Genomic DNA, 16416 nt, shown 5'->3' on the forward strand with positions numbered 1-16416 from the left:
AACCTGGCAAACGCTTCGTCACACCAGTTATCTTGGCATACAGCGCTGTACTGAGTGGGTTATCTTGGGGAGTGTCGTAAATGCGCTGGCCAGAGAAATCATCTTCTTTACCGGGTTCCCCAAGGAACTGGCGATTCTTTAAAGGCTAGGAGTAGTACCCCCGTGGCATCGACCGCCGACTTCAAGAATGGGCTCGTCCTGCAGATCGACGGCCAGTTGTGGCAGATCACCGAGTTCCAGCACGTCAAGCCGGGCAAGGGCCCCGCCTTCGTGCGAACCAAGCTCAAGAACGTGTTGTCCGGCAAGGTCGTCGACAAGACGTACAACGCCGGCGTGAAGGTCGAGACCGCCACCGTCGACCGTCGCGACACCACCTACCTGTACCGCGATGGCAGCGACTTCGTCTTCATGGACGCCCAGGACTTCGAGCAGCATCCGCTCCCGGAGTCCCTCGTCGGCGACGCGGCCAACTACCTCCTCGAGGGCATGCCGGTCCAGGTGGCGTTCAGCGAGGGTGCGCCGCTGTACCTGGAGTTGCCGGTGACGGTCGAGTTGATCGTGTCCCACACCGACCCCGGGCTGCAGGGCGATCGCTCCAGCGCTGGCACCAAGCCCGCCACCATGGAGACGGGTGCGCAGATCAACGTGCCGCTGTTCATCAACACCGGGGACAAGCTCAAGGTGGACTCCCGCGATGGCAGTTACCTCGGTCGTGTCAATGCCTGACGGCATGGTGGTCGGGCGCGATGCCTGACCGTCGCGGGGATCGCGGCCGCCATCAAGCGCGCAAGCGTGCCGTCGATCTGCTCTTCGAGGCGGAGGCGCGCGGGCTGACCCCCGCCGAGATCGCCGACGGCAGGACCACGCTCGCTGAGGGGGACTCCGAGGTGTCCACCTTGAACCCCTACACAGTCACGGTCGCACGCGGCGTCACCGAGCACGCCGCGCACATCGACGATCTGATCTCCGCTCACCTACAGGGCTGGACGCTCGAACGGTTGCCCGCCGTCGATCGGGCGGTGCTGCGGGTCGCGGTGTGGGAGCTGCTGCACGCCGACGACGTTCCAGGGCCGGTCGCTGTCGACGAGGCGGTGGAACTGGCCAAGAGCCTCTCGACAGATGAGTCGCCGGGGTTCGTCAACGGCGTTCTCGGCCAGGTGATGTTGGTGACCCCGCAGATTCGCGCTGCCGCGGCAGCCGTCCGGGGCACGCCAGAGGTTTGACGATGAGCGCTTGCGCGAAGAGCGGGCAGCACCGATGAGCGCTTGCGCGAAGAGCGGGCAGCGCTGATGGCGGTGCCGCAGGACTGGGCTCCCTACAGCACCCTCGAAGAGGCTGCCAGGGTCTACCTGCGGGACCCCGAGATGGCGCTGGACCAATTGCGGGCGCTGGTCGACTTCTCGACGATCAAGTCGTTCATCATGTCCCGCGGCGCGAGCGAGGACGCCTGGGGTGAGGCCGTCTGGCAGGAGGTCCTGTTGACCGACGGCCGTCGCCTCATCATGTGGCGGTCCGACGACGAGCTGTCGACGGAGGAGGGGCGGGAGCCGCGGCGTCTGCTGGACGCCTCGGTAAGGACGATCCTGCTGTCCACGATCACCGATCACATCCTGACCACCGAGTTCGAGGTCCTCGCCGACGGCACCCGCAGGCTCGCCGAGGTCCGGCTGAGGATGTACACCCAGCTGCTGACGCGCACGCGGCAGAAGTCCGCCGTCGACACCGACCTGTTCTGCGAGTCGTTCCGCTACACCAAGACCGTCGACAACGGCGGGTTGGCGCAGATGCAGCGGTTGCTTCAGTTCGGCCGGGTGCTGTCGCACTCGATGTGACTCACTCGGCCGACGCGAGGTCGTAGTCCGGGAGTTCGATCGAGTCGGCCGTGGCAAAGAACTTCTTGGCGGCGAACGAGCGAAACGGCCAGCGTTGCATCCACTTCATCACCAGCGCCGTGATCACGATGTCGGAGTTCGACATCGGCGCGTACCCGCCGATGCCTGCGGGCAGGGCTTGGCACCTTTCGATGAAGGGAGACATCCGTTCGCCGTAGCGGGTCAGCGCGTGGTCGACCTGATCGGCGGTCAAAGTCTCTGCAGCGGAACCCAATTCACCCGCCAGCAGGTAGGACCCGACGAGCGCGAGGCTGGTTCCCATCCCGGTCAGGGGTGATGCACAGTAACCCGCGTCGCCGACGAGGGTCACCCGGCCTGACGACAACGAGTCCATGTGCACCTGGGCGAAGGCGTCGAAGTAGAAGTCGTCGGCGTTCGCGGCGGCGGCCAGCAGCGCATCGGACTGCCACCCCGCGCCCGTGAACCGGTCGACGAGCAGTTGGCGCTGGGCATCGAGGTCGCGCCGGTCATAGTCCAGCGGCTCGGACCGAAAGGCCAAGCCCGCCTTGGCGATCGACGGATCATGCGACGGGCGCATCGAGGCGTTCAGGCCACCTGCGCTCTGATACATCAGGTACCAGCCGTCGAGCCCGACCGGGTCGGGCGCGGTGAACCAGGCGTGATATCCGCCGAGCGGCTTGACGAACCGCTCCTCTGGGCCGAAGGTCAGCCGGCGCACCGCCGAGTGCGGTCCGTCGGCGCCGACGACGAGGCCGGCGGCGAGCCGTGTGCCGTCCGACAGCATCGCGACGACGCCGTCGTCGTCGGCCACCAGGTCAGTGATGCCGGTGCCGAAGCGGTATTCGACGTCGTCCTTGGTGGCCTCGTACAGCACGTCGACCAGGTCGCCCCGCAGGATCTCCAGCTTGGACACCACGCCGTTGCCGTCGAACGCCTCGACCGGCATCTCGGTGCGTCGCGTTCCATCCGATCGCACCCACGCGATGCCTCGCTGGTCCATCGAACGGCGCTTCGCGTCCTCGAGCAGGCCCATCCGTTGCATCACGTCGGCACCCGCGCCGCGCAAGTCGACGGTCTGGCCTCCCGGCCGGATACCAGGGGCCAACTCGACGACGACCACGTGATAACCGTTCCTCGACAGCCAGAAGGCCAGCGCGGGACCCGCGATTCCGGCGCCGCTGATGAGTACGGTCGGCTGTGTCATAGGCTAAGCGTATGACATACGCATTCTGAGAACAACGTCGATGGGGATGAAAGCGGGGACGCAGATTGCTGACCGAGGGATGACGGACAACGAACCAGAGACAGCCCTCATCGTCGGAGCGTCGAAGGGTCTCGGACTCGCCATGGCGGCTGAATTCCTCCGGCGCGGCTGGCGGGTCATCGCCACCGTGCGTGGCGGGAGCCGAACGGCGCTGCACGAGCTGGACGCACACGAGCGACTCGAGATCGAGGTTCTCGACATGACCGTGCCCGAGCAGGTCGCCGCGCTGCATGACCGGCTCTCCGGCAGGAGCCTGGACCTCCTCTTCGTCAACGCCGCCATCACCCACGGTGACGTCCCCGTCGCCGACGTCAGCACCGACAGCTTCACCGAGGTCATGGTCACCAATGCGCTCAGCCCGCTGCGCGTCGTCGAGTCGCTGCAGGATCTGGTGCCCGATTCGGGAACCATCGGCATCATGTCGTCCCGGCAGGGCAGCGTCTCGCAGAACACCAGAGGTGGCCACGAGGTCTACCGAGCCAGCAAGTCGGCGCTCAATCAGTTGTTTCGCAGCTACGCCGCCCGGCACGCCGATGATCCGCGAACGCTGCTCCTGATCAACCCCGGTCACGTGAAGACCGAACTCGGAGGTGACGACGCCAAGCTGACGGTGGACGACAGCATTCCCGGTGTGGTCGACACCATCGTCGCTCACGCAGGCGAGGGCGGCCTCCAGTTCCTCGACTACCAGGACCAGATCGTGGCGTGGTGACGATGACGTGTTGTGGGACCCCGACGACTGAGTTCTTGGGCATCGCCTAGCCCACCCACATCGGGCGCCAAGGTCGCGAGCGTTGACTAACGTCATGAACGAGACAGCCTCCACTGCAAGCACTGTCGTCATCGTGCTGGACGGCGACACCGATGCCGGCTACCGGTTGGCGAGCGGCCTATTGGCCGACGGACGCCGCGTCGCGGTCGTCGCCCGGCACCCGGGCGACGTGGTCAGGGTGATGCACGGTTACCCCGCCGAGCGGGTGCTGGCCATCGCCGGTGACGTCGACGACCAGCGCCAGTGGAGCCGGATCACCGAGCGGGTGCTGGCGAGATTCGGTCGGATCGACACCGTCGTGCGTGCCGAGGAATCCGCTCTGCGCGCGTCGGCATGATCCCTAGAGCTCGAGAGCCTGATAGGTCCGGCGGACGAATCTTGGCTGTGCGGCCTGCAGCTTGGCCAGCGACGTGTTGCCCGCCACCGCGGCGGCCGCCGCATCCGAACTGAGGTCGGGGAGGTTCTGGATGAGGTACATCACGATGAGATCAGCCGAAGGATCGGCCTGCCACCACGTGCCGTAGGCGCCGGGCCAACTGAAGGTCCCGAGTCCGCCGGGGCCGTACAACTGACGCGACCGTGCGGCATCGGTCACGACGGACAGGTTCAGGCCAAAGCCGCGACCCTGCCAGAACGGCATTCCCAGAAAGGGAAACGCCTTCTGCTGATCGGTCAGCCGGTCGGTCCGCATCAACTGCACCGACTCCGGCGAAAGCACCCTGACACCGTCCACGGAGCCGCCCTCGAGCAGCATGCGCGCGAACGCGAGATAGTCGTCGGCGGTCGACCACAACCCCGCCCCACCGGTGCAGAACGTTGGCAGGACTACCGGCGCCGGGCCCATCACGTCGTCACGCAGGGCGCCGTTCTCGTCGAGCTGGTACATGGTGGCCGCCCGCCTGCGACCTTCGTGACTCACCGCGAAACCGGTGTCGGACATGCCGAGTGGGTCCAGAATGCGCGCCGCGAGCACCTCGGCCAGCGGTTTGCCCTCGATCCTGGACAGGGCGATGCCAAGCACGTCGGTGGCATGGCTGTAGGTGAGGCGTTCGCCCGGTTGGTGGGCAAGCGGCAGCTTCGCCAATTCAGCCAGCCAGCGGTCTTGGTCTTGGCGGAACATCAACTTGCCGTAGGCCCGGCTCAGCGGAGGGCCAACCGAGAAGGCGTAGGCGAGACCGCTCCGGTGCGTCATCAGGTCGTCGAAGGTGATCGGCCGACGCAGGGGAACGGTCGCCTCCAGCGGCCCCGACGGGTCGGCCAGCACCCGGAGGTCGGCGAGCTCGGGCAGCCACTGCGCCACCGGATCGGTCAGCGCGAACGCGCGTTCCTCGGTCATCGACATTGCCGCGGCGACCGTCACCGGTTTGCTCATCGATGCGATCCGGAAGATCGTGTCGCGCTGCATCGGCAGCCCGGCGTGCACGTCCCGGTGGCCGAGTTCGTTGACCTGCAGGACCTTGCCCGCCTGCCACACCATCGTGACGGCGCCCGCCAAGAGGCCCGCATCGATCGCCTCGCGAATGGACGCCTGGTTACCGTCGAGATTCACCGGGCCAGCTTAGTCAGCGGGATCGTGCCGGGAGGCGGGTGTTAAGCTGCCGCGGAAGTTCGACGTCCTTTAACGATCCGTCCCGAGAGGCGGAGAAGGAGGTCCGGGTCAACCATGGCTGCACCCAGCCCCGACCGGGAATTGATGTCCGCCGCAGATGTGAGCCGGACCGTCTCCCGCATCGCTCACCAAATCATCGAGAAGACCGCCCTCGACGGGGCTGACGCGCCACGCGTCATCCTTCTCGGCATTCCGACCCGGGGCGTCACGCTGGCCACGCGGCTCGCGCACAACATCACCGAGTTCTCGTCGGTGATCGTCCCCGCGGGCTCGTTGGACGTCACGCTCTACCGCGACGATCTCAACTTCAAGCCGCCCCGCCCGCTGGAGGACACGTCGATTCCCGAAGGCGGCATCGACGACGCCGTGGTCGTGCTGGTCGACGACGTGCTGTACTCCGGCCGCACCGTGCGCGCGGCGCTCGACGCGCTGCGTGACGTCGGAAGGCCCCGCGCGGTGCAGCTCGCGGCGCTGGTCGACCGCGGACATCGCGAACTGCCCTTTCGCGCCGACTACGTCGGCAAGAACGTGCCAACGTCCCGCAACGACAACATCAAGGTTCTGTTGACCGAACACGACGGTCGCGACGGTGTGCTGATCGCTTCGCACGGAGGGCCCAAGAGATGAGCAGACACCTACTGTCGGCGGCCGACCTGTCCCGTGACGAGGCGACCGCGATCCTCGACGACGCCGACCGGTTCAGCCAGGCGCTCCTCGGCCGCGAGGTCAAGAAGCTGCCGACGCTGCGCGGCCGCACCGTCATCACGATGTTCTACGAGAACTCGACGAGAACCAGGGTCTCGTTCGAGGTCGCTGGCAAGTGGATGAGCGCCGACGTCATCAACGTCAGCTCGTCCGGATCGTCGGTGGCCAAGGGCGAGTCGTTGCGCGACACCGCGCTCACCCTGCGTGCCGCGGGTGCCGATGCACTCATCATCAGACACCCGGCGTCCGGTGCGGCACAACAGCTTGCGGAGTGGACACGTGAGGGCATCGAAGGCGGCCCCAGCGTGATCAATGCCGGTGACGGCACGCACGAACACCCCACGCAGGCACTGCTGGACGCGCTGACCATCCGTCAGCGACTTGGGTCGGTCGACGGTAGGCGCGTCGTGATCGTTGGTGACGTGCTGCACAGTCGGGTGGCCCGCTCGAACGTGTTGTTGCTGGCTACGCTCGGCGCCGAGGTGGTGCTCGTCGCGCCGCCGACCCTGCTGCCGACCGGCGTATCGACGTGGCCGGTCACGGTGTCGCACGACCTCGACGCCGAACTGCCCGCTGCCGACGCGGTGCTCATGCTGCGCGTGCAGGCCGAGCGGATGAACGGCGGCTTCTTCCCGTCGGCCAGGGAGTACTCGGTGCTCTACGGGCTCTCCGAGAAGCGGTCGGCCACGCTCGCCGGACACGCAGTGGTCCTGCATCCCGGACCGATGCTTCGCGGCATGGAGATCGCCTCGTCGGTGGCCGACTCGTCGCAATCGGCGGTGCTGCAACAGGTTTCCAACGGAGTGCACGTCCGGATGGCGGTGCTGTTCCATCTGCTCGTCGGCGCGGGCTCAGAGGCGGTAGGGGTGAACGCATGACGAAACACATTCCCGGGTCGCTACGCTCTCTCCCGCAAGCGGGGGGACCCCCAGCGCCGATCCTCATCAAGGGGGTGCTGCTCTACGGCGAGGGTGACGCGGTCGACGTGCTGATCGACGACGGCCAGATCGCCGCGATCGGAGCCGATCTCAGTGCGCCCGACGACGCCGACGTGATCGACGCGGACGGCAAGATTCTGCTGCCCGGTTTCGTCGATTTGCACACCCACCTCCGCGAACCTGGTCGCGAATACGCCGAGGACATCGAGACCGGTTCGGCCGCAGCAGCTCTCGGCGGCTTTACGGCCGTATTCGCGATGGCGAACACGGACCCCGTCGCCGACAGTCCAGTGGTCACCGATCACGTCTGGCACCGGGGCCAGCAGGTCGGCCTGGTGGACGTGCATCCGGTCGGCGCGGTGACCGTCGGGCTCAAGGGCACCCAACTCACCGAGATGGGCCTGATGGCCGCCGGGGTGGGCCGCGTGCGGATGTTCTCCGACGACGGCATTTGCGTGCACGACCCGCTGGTCATGCGGCGGGCGCTTGAGTACGCCAGCGGGATCGGGGTGCTCATCGCCCAGCACGCCGAGGAGCCGCGGTTGACGGTGGACGCCGTCGCACACGAGGGCCCGAACGCGGCCCGACTCGGGTTGGCAGGCTGGCCACGGTCCGCGGAGGAGTCGATCGTCGCGCGCGACGCCATCCTCGCGCGTGACGCCGGCGCGCGCGTCCACATCTGCCACGCCTCCACGGCGGGCACCGTAGAGCTGGTGAGATGGGCCAAGGAGCAAGGCATTTCGATCACCGCCGAGGTGACGCCGCACCACCTACTGCTCGACGATTCGCGACTGGAGTCCTACGACGGTCGCAACCGGGTCAACCCGCCGCTGCGTGAGGGCAGCGATGCGCTGGCACTGCGGCAGGCGCTGGCCGACGGTGTCATCGACTGCGTGGCGACGGATCATGCGCCGCACGCGGAGCACGAGAAGATGTGCGAGTTCGCGGTCGCCCGGCCCGGCATGCTCGGCCTCCAGACCGCTCTGTCGGTGGTCGTCGAGACCATGGTGCAGACGGGCCTGATGAACTGGCGCGACGTGGCACGTGTGATGAGCGAGGCGCCCGCTGCCATCGTCGGACTGCCGGACCAGGGCAGGCCGTTGGAAGTCGGCGAGCCGGCCAACCTGACCGTCGTCGACCCCGACGTGACGTGGACCGTGAGCGGCGCCGACCTGGCGAGCCGGTCGGACAACACGCCGTACGAGGCGATGACCCTGCCCGCCGCGGTGACGTTGACGTTGTTGCGCGGCAAGGTCACCGCGCGGGACGGGAAGTCTCCCGCATGAACACTCCCACGCTGATCGCGTCATTGATCATGGCCGCCCTGCTGGCCCTGCTGATCGCCTTCTTCATCCGGCAGATGCTGCGGGGCTGGCTGCATCGCGCGCAGCGCCAGGCGGAGTTGATCGGCTCGCTGCCTCCGCTGCCCGACACCGTCGGGCCTGCGATCATCGGCGCCACCAAGGGTTTGTACGTCGGCAGCACGATCGCGCCGAGCTGGCAGGACCGCATCGCCGTCGGGGATCTCGGCTTCCGGGCCAAGGCGGTCCTGACCCGTTACCCCGAGGGAATCATGTTGCAGCGCACGGGTGCCGGGCCGATCTGGATTCCCGATGAGTCGATCACCGCGATCCGGACCGAGCGGGGCATCGCGGGCAAGGCCTTGACGCACGACGGCATCCTGGCGATTCGTTGGAAGTTGCCGTCGGGCACCGAGATCGACACCGGATTCCGCGGCGATGACCGCCGCGAACTGGCCAACTGGACCGGGGAGGTCGCATGACAGGCGCGAAGGCCGTATTGGTCCTCGACGACGGCCGAGTGTTCACCGGCACCACCTTCGGCGCCGTCGGGCAGACGTTGGGTGAGGCGGTGTTCTCCACCGGGATGTCCGGCTACCAGGAGACTTTGACCGACCCCAGCTACCATCGCCAGATCGTCGTCGCCACCGCGCCGCAGATCGGGAATACGGGCTGGAACGGTGAGGACGGCGAGAGTCGCGGCGACAAGATCTGGGTCGCTGGTTACGCCGTGCGGGATCCGTCGCCGCGCGCCTCGAACTGGCGTGCCACGGGAACACTCGACGACGAGTTGATCCGCCAGGGCATCGTCGGGATCGCCGGCATCGACACCCGCGCCGTCGTCCGGCACCTGCGCACCGCAGGGTCGATGAAGGCGGGCGTCTTCTCCGGCGACGCGCTGGCTGGGGTCGAGGAGTTGCTGGCCAGAGTGCGGAGCCAACCGTCGATGTTGGGCGCCGACCTTGCGGGCGAGGTGAGTACCGAATCCGCGTACGTCGTCGAACCCGATGGCGCGCAACGGTTCACGGTCGCCGCCCTCGACCTCGGTATCAAGACCAACACGCCGCGGAACTTTGCTCAGCGGGGCATCCGAAGCCACGTACTTCCCTCGAGCACGAGTTTCGACCAGCTCGCCGCACTCGAACCCGACGGCGTGTTCCTCTCCAATGGTCCCGGTGACCCGGCTACTGCCGATCACGTGGTGGAGGTGACGCGACAGGTACTCGAGGCAGGCATCCCGCTCCTCGGCATCTGCTTCGGAAATCAGATCCTTGGCCGAGCCCTTGGTCGCTCGACCTACAAGATGGCCTTCGGTCACCGCGGGATCAACGTTCCGGTCATCGATCACCTCACTGGCCGGGTCGCGATCACGGCACAGAATCACGGCTTCGCCCTCGAGGGCGAAGCCGGCGAGCAGTTCGACACCCCGTTCGGTCGTGCCGTGGTCAGCCACACCTGTGCCAATGACGGGGTCGTCGAGGGCATCAAACTGCTTGATGGAAGGGCGTTCTCGGTGCAATACCATCCCGAGTCGGCGGCAGGGCCACATGATGCCGAGTACCTGTTCGACCAGTTCGTCGATCTGATGGCAGGGGAGGGGCGCTAATGCCGCGTCGCGAAGATCTCAACCACGTGTTGGTGATCGGATCGGGGCCGATCGTGATCGGCCAGGCCTGTGAGTTCGACTACTCGGGCACCCAGGCCTGCCGCGTGCTGCGCGAGGAGGGCCTGCAGGTCAGTTTGGTGAACTCCAATCCGGCGACGATCATGACCGATCCCGAATACGCCGACAACACCTACATCGAGCCCATCACGGCGGCGTTCGTCGAGAAGATCTTCGCGCAGCAGGCCGAGCGCGGCAACAAGATTGACGCGGTGCTGGCCACGCTCGGTGGACAGACGGCGCTGAATACCGCCGTCGCACTCCACGAGGGCGGTGTGCTCGAGAAGTACGGCGTCGAGATGATCGGCGCGGACTTCGAGGCCATCCAGCGCGGCGAGGACAGGCAGAAGTTCAAGGACATCGTCGCGAAGGTCGGTGGTGAGTCGGCCAAGTCGCGGGTCTGCTTCACGATGGACGAAGTCCGCGAGACGGTCGAAGAACTCGGGCTGCCCGTGGTGGTCCGGCCGTCCTTCACGATGGGCGGGCTCGGTTCCGGGATGGCACATAGCGCCGACGACGTCGAGCGGATGGCCGGTGACGGGCTCGCCGCGTCGCCGAGTGCCAACGTGCTGATCGAGGAATCCATCTTCGGGTGGAAGGAATTCGAGCTGGAGCTCATGCGTGATCACCGCGACAACGTGGTGATCGTCTGTTCGATCGAGAACTTCGATCCGATGGGCGTGCACACCGGTGACTCGGTCACCGTCGCACCCGCCATGACGCTGACCGACCGCGAGTACCAGAAGATGCGTGATCTCGGCATCGCGATCCTGCGCGAGGTCGGCGTCGACACGGGTGGCTGCAACATCCAGTTCGCGATCGACCCGGCCGACGGCAGGCTCGTCGTCATCGAGATGAACCCGCGGGTCTCGCGCTCCAGCGCGCTGGCGTCGAAGGCCACCGGCTTCCCGATCGCCAAGATCGCCGCCAAGCTCGCCATCGGCTACACCCTCGACGAGATCGTCAACGACATCACCAAGGAAACGCCGGCCTGCTTCGAGCCGACGCTCGACTACGTCGTCGTCAAGGCCCCGCGGTTCGCGTTCGAGAAGTTTCCAGGGGCCGACCCCACGCTGACCACGACGATGAAGTCGGTCGGTGAAGCGATGTCGTTGGGCCGCAACTTCATCGAAGCGCTCGGCAAGGTGATGCGCTCCCTCGAGACCCCGGGTCGCGGAGGATTCTGGACGGGCGAGGACCCAGAGTTGTCAGTGGACGAGCTTCTGACGAGGCTCAGGACGCCGACCGATGGCCGGCTGTACGACATCGAGCAGGCGCTGCGCCAGGGCGGAACGGTCGAGCAGGTGGCCGAGGCATCGGGCGTCGACCCGTGGTTCGTCGACCAGATCGCCGGTTTGGTCACCCTCTGGACCGAGCTCCGCGGCGCCGCCGTTCTCGACGAGGGACTGCTGCGCACCGCCAAGCACAACGGTCTCTCAGATCGCCAAATCGCATCGCTGCGACCCGAACTGGCGGGTGAGGACGGCGTCCGGACGTTGCGCCGACGGCTGGGGATCCACCCCGTCTACAAGACGGTGGACACGTGCGCCGCGGAGTTCGAGGCCAAGACTCCCTATCACTACAGCAGCTACGAGTTCGATCCCGCGGCCGAGACCGAGGTCGCGCCGCAGACCGAGAAGCCGAAGGTGCTGATCCTCGGATCGGGGCCCAACCGGATCGGCCAGGGCATCGAGTTCGACTACAGCTGCGTGCACGCGGCGACGACGCTCAGCGAGGTCGGCTTCGAGACCGTCATGGTCAACTGCAACCCGGAGACGGTGTCGACCGACTATGACACCGCCGACAGGTTGTACTTCGAGCCGCTGACGTTCGAAGACGTCCTCGAGGTGTACCACGCCGAATCCGCCTCCGGGGCAGGAGGTCCCGGTGTGGTCGGCGTCATCGTACAGCTCGGTGGGCAGACTCCACTTGGCCTCGCTCAGCGTCTCGCCGACGCGGGGGTGCCGATCGTGGGCACCAGTCCGAAGGCGATCGATCTGGCCGAGGATCGCGGCGAGTTCGGCGAGGTGCTGAAGAACGCCGGGCTGCCCGCACCGCGCTTCGGCATGGCGACGAGCTTCGAGCAGGCCAGGCGCATCGCCGCCGACATCGGCTACCCGGTGCTGGTGCGGCCGTCATACGTGCTGGGCGGTCGCGGCATGGAGATCGTGTACGACGACGAAACCCTGCGTGGCTACATCACTCGCGCCACTCAACTCTCGCCAGAACATCCGGTGCTGGTCGACCGCTTCCTCGAGGATGCGATCGAGATCGACGTCGACGCCCTGTGCGACGGCGCCGAGGTCTACATCGGCGGCGTCATGGAGCACATCGAGGAGGCCGGCATCCACTCCGGTGACTCGGCGTGCGCCCTGCCACCCGTCACGCTGGGCCGCCAGGACATCGCCGCGGTACGGCACGCCACCGAGGCCATCGCCCACGGCATCGGCGTTGTCGGCCTGTTGAACGTGCAGTATGCGTTGAAGGACGACGTGCTCTACGTGCTGGAGGCCAACCCGCGCGCGAGCCGGACTGTGCCGTTCGTCTCGAAGGCGACGGCCGTGCCGCTGGCGAAGGCCTGTGCCCGGATCATGCTTGGCGCCACGATTGCTCAGCTGCGGGACGAGGGCGTCCTGGCCGCCACGGGCGACGGCGCCAGCGTGGCGCCGAACGCGCCGATCGCCGTGAAGGAGGCGGTGCTGCCGTTCAACCGGTTCCGCAAGGCGGATGGCTCCCAGGTGGATTCGTTGCTTGGCCCCGAGATGAAGTCGACGGGCGAGGTGATGGGCATCGACCGTGACTTCGGCACGGCCTTCGCCAAGAGTCAGACCGCGGCGTACGGCTCCCTGCCCGCCGAGGGCACGGTGTTCGTGTCGGTGGCCAATCGCGACAAGCGTTCGCTGGTGTTCCCCGTCAAGCGACTGGCCGACCTTGGCTTCAAGATTCTCGCCACCGAGGGAACGGCGGAGATGTTGCGACGCAACGGCATACCGTGTGACACGGTGCGCAAGCACTTCGAGGAACCCAGCCCCGACCGGCCCGCGATGTCGGCGGTAGAGGCCATCCGGGCAGGTGGGGTCGACATGGTGATCAACACGCCGTACGGCAACTCCGGTCCACGGATCGACGGCTACGAGATCCGGTCGGCGGCCGTCGCGATGAACATTCCGTGCGTGACGACGGTGCAGGGCGCCTCGGCGGCCGTGCAGGGCATCGAGGCTGGTATCCGCGGCGACATCGGCGTGCTCTCGCTGCAGGAGTTGCACAGTCGGCTTGGCGCACCCCAGTGACCGGATTCGGGAAGCGGCTCGCCGCGGCGATGGCCGACCGCGGTCCGCTATGCCTCGGCATCGATCCGCACCCCGAGTTGCTGACGGCATGGGGGCTGCCGGTCGACGTCGACGGACTCACTGCGTTCTGTGACGTGTGCGTGCAGGCGTACTCCGGCTTCGCCATCGTCAAGCCCCAGGTGGCGTTCTTCGAGAGCTTCGGCGCGGCAGGCTATTCGGTGCTCGAGACGGTGATCGCCGAATTGCGTGACGCAGGCGTTCTGGTACTCGCCGACGCCAAGCGCGGTGACATCGGCAGCACCATGGCGGCCTATGCAACCGCGTGGGTGGGCGATTCGCCGCTCGCGTGTGACGCCGTGACGGCGTCGCCCTACCTGGGGTTCGAGTCGCTGCGGCCGTTGCTCGACACGGCAGCCGCGAACGACCGAGGGGTGTTTGTCCTTGCCGCGACGTCCAACCCCGAGGGTGCGAGCGTGCAGCGCGCCGTGGTCGACGGTCGGACGGTTGCGCAGTCGATCGTCGACGACGTGAGTGTCGAGAACCGCACCACGGGTTCGGGTTCCATCGGTGTCGTCGTGGGCGCCACTCTGGCCGAGGTTCCCGATCTCGACGCAGTCGGCGGACCGGTGCTCTTGCCGGGGGTGGGCGCGCAGGGCGGCCGACCGGACGCGCTTCGCGGACTTGGCGGCGCGGCGCCGGGAACGCTCCTCCCTGCGGCATCCCGAGAGGTGTTGCGGGCAGGCCCCGACGTCGCGGCCGTTCGAGCGGCGGGGGAGCGCATGCGCGACACCGTGGCTCATCTCGCCAACTGACTCCAGGAACGACGACGGCGGGCCACCGCTGTCGGTGACCCGCCCGTCTCGTCAGGTGTTGGCTTACAGCGGAATCCACATGCCAAGGAACCAGAAGCCCCAGCCCGCGCCGTTTCCGGCCTGCATCGGCGTGACTTGCTGGCCGTTCCAGTTGAACGGCTGATGGTCCTGACGGCCCTGGTCGACGCCGCGGCCTTGCCAGTCGACTGGTCCGTTGTCGTGCCGGTCATTGTTGCCTGGCCCATTGTTGTTCCAGTTGTTGCCGGGGCCGTTGTTGTGCTGGTCCTGCCCGCAGGGGGGCTGGCCTGGCGTGTTGCACTGGCCGGGGTTGGCTGACGCCGTGCCGAGGCCGACGCCGAACAAGCCCGCGACGCCGACTCCGGCGGCCAGGGTCGAGGCGTACATGGCTCGTTTGAAGCTCATCAGGGTGTCTCCACTCAATCTTCGGTGGGCGCGAGTTCGCCTCACTACCAAGACGTTAAGTGGCTGAACTAGGTCGCCACTGTGGTGACTATTGGCGCGCGCTGTACGTTCTGTAACGAAACGAAAACCGTTTTTTCTCAGGAGGATTGCGGCAACCTGGACGTGAGGAAGAAGAGGACGAACGGCACCGCAAGCTCGATGACGAGCATTGTCGAGTAGAACGCGTTGGGTGGACCGGAGATGGCGATCGACGCGAGTCGTGCCACGCCGCCGAACAAGAACGTCGCAGCGAGGAGATTCAGTGGCCGCCGCTTGTTCTCGACTTCCGGTACACACCAAAGGAAGACGAGGCCGTAGCAGAGGAACAGAGCTGCGAAGAAGCGATGCTCACCCTCGGCGGTCGCGTTGAGTGGGCTGCCGCCGATGACGGCCGCACCGCCGAGAATCAGGTGCCCGAGCGCGATTCCGACCACCGCGATTCCGATGAGCGCTACCAGCACTTGGGTCGTCCGTCGCATCGTCGCGCCCCCTTCGAGGTATCTACTACGCACTGTAGTTGTCAAGTGCGGGGTGCGCAATGGCGAAGCGGCCGGTGGAGTTGACACCACCGGCCGCTTCAGTTTCAAGCTCGATCAATCCGTCACAGCGGGATCCAGATTCCGAAGAACCAGAAACCCCAGTTGTTGTAGTCCTGGTTGAAGATCGGCTGAACCCAGTTGCCGTTGTAGTTGAACGGCTGGTGATCGAACCGGCCCTGATCGATCCCACGCCAGCCGAGGTCGGGAGGTGGTGGTCCCCATTCGGGGCCACCAGGCCCACCGTGGTAGTCGGGCCCGCCGCGAGGGTCCGGTCCGCCCCACTGAGGCCCGCCGGGCCCTCCGCGGTCGCCGGGCCCGCCGTGGTCGTCGGGACCACCGGGACCACCGTGGTCGTCGGGACCACCGGGACCGCCGCGGTCGCCGGGACCACCAGGCCCTCCGGGTCCGCCGCGGTCGCCTTGTTGCTGTTGAGGCGGCGGTCCGCCGGGCCCGCCACCGCGAGGCCCGCCTGGTCCGCCCTGGCCCTGGCCCTGGCATGGGACGTTCGGGCCGCACGGCGGACCGCCAGGCTGGGCTGCGGCAAGCCCGGCGCCTGCGGTCAGTGTGGAGAGGCCAACGCCGATGATGATGGCTGACGCACATGTCGCGCGCTTGAGATGCATGGCATCTTTCCTTTCGAGGCTTCGTTGGAGAGGGATCAACCCCGACTGCCGCACGCTATGCACGCAACCTGTGCGGGAGCTTTCCTCCACGTGTGAGTGGCGTACGTGACGGACGCAACTCAAGTGGCGGGCGTGCCCTCGCGGTGGTCCCGTTCAGCGTCGCCGACACGCCCGAGACGCCATGACCAGCGAAATTCTCATCAAATGGGTGTCCCTGGGTGACACCTGGCTCAGTTGGTCGCCGCCCCGCCTCCCTCGTCGGCGCCTCGAAATGGCACGAAAACGTCGTTGTACAGGCATTTCGAGGTCGTGACCCACCTCCACCCGGGCACCGCCGGGGTTCTGGCCATATCCCGGCGATTGACCTACACGCTGCGCTTTTGGCCCGGTAAGTCGGGGGGTGGGGTTAGCTTTCGTCAGCGGCCGTGGGTACGGTCGTCGTCGCTGGCTGGTTCTCCAACCAGTCAAGACACAAGTAGATGATGGCCAGTACAAAGATGGCGAGAGACGGAGGAACCCGTGGCCCTTCCCCAGTTGACCGACGAACAGCGCGCGGCAGCGTTGGAGAAGGCTGCTGCCGCACGT

Annotated in this window: 17 protein-coding genes and 1 pseudogene; 13 read left to right on the plus strand and 5 right to left on the minus strand. The window is 66.8% G+C overall.

Annotation, left to right across the window (positions count from 1 at the left end):
• The first annotated feature begins 162 nt into the window (after nucleotides 1–162).
• The 3 genes from efp (at nucleotide 163) to QOD90_RS02590 (ending at nucleotide 1832) form a co-directional block, all read left to right on the plus strand.
• Nucleotides 163–726: an elongation factor P gene (gene efp, locus QOD90_RS02580; protein ID WP_284227106.1), complete on the plus strand. Its 564-nt coding sequence runs from the start codon at nucleotides 163–165 to the stop codon at nucleotides 724–726.
• Nucleotides 727–746: 20 nt separating this feature from the next.
• Nucleotides 747–1223, plus strand: a complete 477-nt coding sequence (gene nusB, locus QOD90_RS02585) for a transcription antitermination factor NusB (protein WP_526346370.1) — start codon at nucleotides 747–749, stop codon at nucleotides 1221–1223.
• 66 nt (nucleotides 1224–1289) lie between these two features.
• Nucleotides 1290–1832, plus strand: a complete 543-nt coding sequence (locus tag QOD90_RS02590) for a hypothetical protein (RefSeq protein ID WP_526346400.1) — start codon at nucleotides 1290–1292, stop codon at nucleotides 1830–1832.
• A 1-nt stretch (nucleotide 1833) separates the two neighbouring features.
• On the opposite strand, the gene QOD90_RS02595 is transcribed toward QOD90_RS02590, so the two are convergent.
• Entirely contained in the window at nucleotides 1834–3057 is a 1224-nt protein-coding gene (locus tag QOD90_RS02595) for an FAD-dependent oxidoreductase (RefSeq protein WP_526346372.1), read from the minus strand.
• Nucleotides 3058–3136: 79 nt separating this feature from the next.
• Here QOD90_RS02595 and QOD90_RS02600 point away from each other — a divergent pair, with 79 nt between their 5' ends.
• Both QOD90_RS02600 and QOD90_RS02605 read left to right on the plus strand, forming a co-directional pair.
• On the plus strand, nucleotides 3137–3829 hold the full coding sequence (locus QOD90_RS02600) for an SDR family NAD(P)-dependent oxidoreductase (protein ID WP_526346374.1): 693 nt from the start codon (nucleotides 3137–3139) through the stop codon (nucleotides 3827–3829).
• Between the two features lie 94 nt (nucleotides 3830–3923).
• On the plus strand, nucleotides 3924–4226 hold the full coding sequence (locus QOD90_RS02605; RefSeq protein ID WP_526346376.1) for an SDR family NAD(P)-dependent oxidoreductase: 303 nt from the start codon (nucleotides 3924–3926) through the stop codon (nucleotides 4224–4226).
• A gap of 3 nt (nucleotides 4227–4229) precedes the next feature.
• Here the strand turns inward: QOD90_RS02605 and QOD90_RS02610 are convergent, their stop codons facing one another.
• Nucleotides 4230–5438, minus strand: coding sequence for a serine hydrolase domain-containing protein (locus QOD90_RS02610; RefSeq protein ID WP_526346378.1), 1209 nt, complete (start codon nucleotides 5436–5438; stop codon nucleotides 4230–4232).
• Between the two features lie 114 nt (nucleotides 5439–5552).
• On the opposite strand from QOD90_RS02610, the gene pyrR reads away from it, so the two are divergent.
• Genes pyrR through pyrF form a run of 7 tightly spaced genes read left to right on the plus strand, consistent with a single transcriptional unit; the run spans nucleotide 5553 to nucleotide 14207 of the window.
• Complete coding sequence (pyrR, locus tag QOD90_RS02615) at nucleotides 5553–6125, plus strand: bifunctional pyr operon transcriptional regulator/uracil phosphoribosyltransferase PyrR (RefSeq protein WP_526346380.1); 573 nt, start codon at nucleotides 5553–5555, stop codon at nucleotides 6123–6125.
• Nucleotides 6122–7081 (plus strand): aspartate carbamoyltransferase catalytic subunit, encoded by a 960-nt coding sequence (locus QOD90_RS02620; RefSeq protein WP_526346382.1) that lies wholly within the window; start codon nucleotides 6122–6124, stop codon nucleotides 7079–7081. The genes pyrR and QOD90_RS02620 overlap by 4 nt, the downstream gene beginning before the upstream one ends.
• A complete protein-coding gene (locus QOD90_RS02625; RefSeq protein WP_526346384.1) occupies nucleotides 7078–8427 on the plus strand; it encodes a dihydroorotase in 1350 nt (449 codons plus the stop codon). Before QOD90_RS02620 ends, QOD90_RS02625 begins: the two co-directional genes overlap by 4 nt.
• Nucleotides 8424–8924 carry a PH-like domain-containing protein gene (locus QOD90_RS02630; protein ID WP_526346386.1) on the plus strand — a complete coding sequence of 167 codons (501 nt, stop codon included), beginning with the start codon at nucleotides 8424–8426 and terminating at the stop codon, nucleotides 8922–8924. Before QOD90_RS02625 ends, QOD90_RS02630 begins: the two co-directional genes overlap by 4 nt.
• Nucleotides 8921–10048 carry a glutamine-hydrolyzing carbamoyl-phosphate synthase small subunit gene (gene carA, locus QOD90_RS02635; protein WP_526346388.1) on the plus strand — a complete coding sequence of 376 codons (1128 nt, stop codon included), beginning with the start codon at nucleotides 8921–8923 and terminating at the stop codon, nucleotides 10046–10048. Before QOD90_RS02630 ends, carA begins: the two co-directional genes overlap by 4 nt.
• Nucleotides 10048–13395 carry a carbamoyl-phosphate synthase large subunit gene (carB, locus tag QOD90_RS02640; protein WP_526346390.1) on the plus strand — a complete coding sequence of 1116 codons (3348 nt, stop codon included), beginning with the start codon at nucleotides 10048–10050 and terminating at the stop codon, nucleotides 13393–13395. Before carA ends, carB begins: the two co-directional genes overlap by 1 nt.
• Nucleotides 13392–14207, plus strand: coding sequence for an orotidine-5'-phosphate decarboxylase (gene pyrF / locus QOD90_RS02645; RefSeq protein WP_526346392.1), 816 nt, complete (start codon nucleotides 13392–13394; stop codon nucleotides 14205–14207). The genes carB and pyrF overlap by 4 nt, the downstream gene beginning before the upstream one ends.
• A gap of 63 nt (nucleotides 14208–14270) precedes the next feature.
• On the opposite strand, the gene QOD90_RS02650 is transcribed toward pyrF, so the two are convergent.
• The 3 genes from QOD90_RS02650 to QOD90_RS02660 form a co-directional block, all read right to left on the minus strand.
• Complete coding sequence (locus tag QOD90_RS02650; protein ID WP_526346394.1) at nucleotides 14271–14630, minus strand: hypothetical protein; 360 nt, start codon at nucleotides 14628–14630, stop codon at nucleotides 14271–14273.
• A gap of 137 nt (nucleotides 14631–14767) precedes the next feature.
• The gene (locus QOD90_RS02655) at nucleotides 14768–15148 is read right to left on the minus strand and encodes a DUF4345 family protein (RefSeq protein WP_526346396.1); all 381 of its coding nucleotides are present in this window, start codon (nucleotides 15146–15148) and stop codon (nucleotides 14768–14770) included.
• A 122-nt stretch (nucleotides 15149–15270) separates the two neighbouring features.
• Nucleotides 15271–15831, minus strand: coding sequence for a hypothetical protein (locus QOD90_RS02660; RefSeq protein ID WP_526346398.1), 561 nt, complete (start codon nucleotides 15829–15831; stop codon nucleotides 15271–15273).
• Nucleotides 15832–16350: 519 nt separating this feature from the next.
• Between QOD90_RS02660 and QOD90_RS02665 the strand changes: the two are divergent.
• A pseudogene (locus QOD90_RS02665) lies at nucleotides 16351–16416 on the plus strand (integration host factor, actinobacterial type); the annotation flags it as partial.

Origin of the sequence: Mycobacterium sp. (genome assembly GCF_032161845.1) — a bacterium.
Lineage (GTDB): Bacteria > Actinomycetota > Actinomycetes > Mycobacteriales > Mycobacteriaceae > Mycobacterium.

Coding starts and splice junctions, on each gene's coding strand:
- nusB (WP_526346370.1), top strand. CDS start 747: ATGCCTGACCGTCGCGGGGATCGCGGCCGCCATCAAGCGCGCAAGCGT.
- QOD90_RS02590 (WP_526346400.1), top strand. CDS start 1,290: ATGGCGGTGCCGCAGGACTGGGCTCCCTACAGCACCCTCGAAGAGGCT.
- QOD90_RS02595 (WP_526346372.1), bottom strand. CDS start 3,057: ATGACACAGCCGACCGTACTCATCAGCGGCGCCGGAATCGCGGGTCCC.
- QOD90_RS02600 (WP_526346374.1), top strand. CDS start 3,137: ATGACGGACAACGAACCAGAGACAGCCCTCATCGTCGGAGCGTCGAAG.
- QOD90_RS02605 (WP_526346376.1), top strand. CDS start 3,924: ATGAACGAGACAGCCTCCACTGCAAGCACTGTCGTCATCGTGCTGGAC.
- pyrR (WP_526346380.1), top strand. CDS start 5,553: ATGGCTGCACCCAGCCCCGACCGGGAATTGATGTCCGCCGCAGATGTG.
- QOD90_RS02620 (WP_526346382.1), top strand. CDS start 6,122: ATGAGCAGACACCTACTGTCGGCGGCCGACCTGTCCCGTGACGAGGCG.
- QOD90_RS02625 (WP_526346384.1), top strand. CDS start 7,078: ATGACGAAACACATTCCCGGGTCGCTACGCTCTCTCCCGCAAGCGGGG.
- QOD90_RS02630 (WP_526346386.1), top strand. CDS start 8,424: ATGAACACTCCCACGCTGATCGCGTCATTGATCATGGCCGCCCTGCTG.
- carA (WP_526346388.1), top strand. CDS start 8,921: ATGACAGGCGCGAAGGCCGTATTGGTCCTCGACGACGGCCGAGTGTTC.
- carB (WP_526346390.1), top strand. CDS start 10,048: ATGCCGCGTCGCGAAGATCTCAACCACGTGTTGGTGATCGGATCGGGG.
- QOD90_RS02650 (WP_526346394.1), bottom strand. CDS start 14,630: ATGAGCTTCAAACGAGCCATGTACGCCTCGACCCTGGCCGCCGGAGTC.
- QOD90_RS02655 (WP_526346396.1), bottom strand. CDS start 15,148: ATGCGACGGACGACCCAAGTGCTGGTAGCGCTCATCGGAATCGCGGTG.
- QOD90_RS02660 (WP_526346398.1), bottom strand. CDS start 15,831: ATGCATCTCAAGCGCGCGACATGTGCGTCAGCCATCATCATCGGCGTT.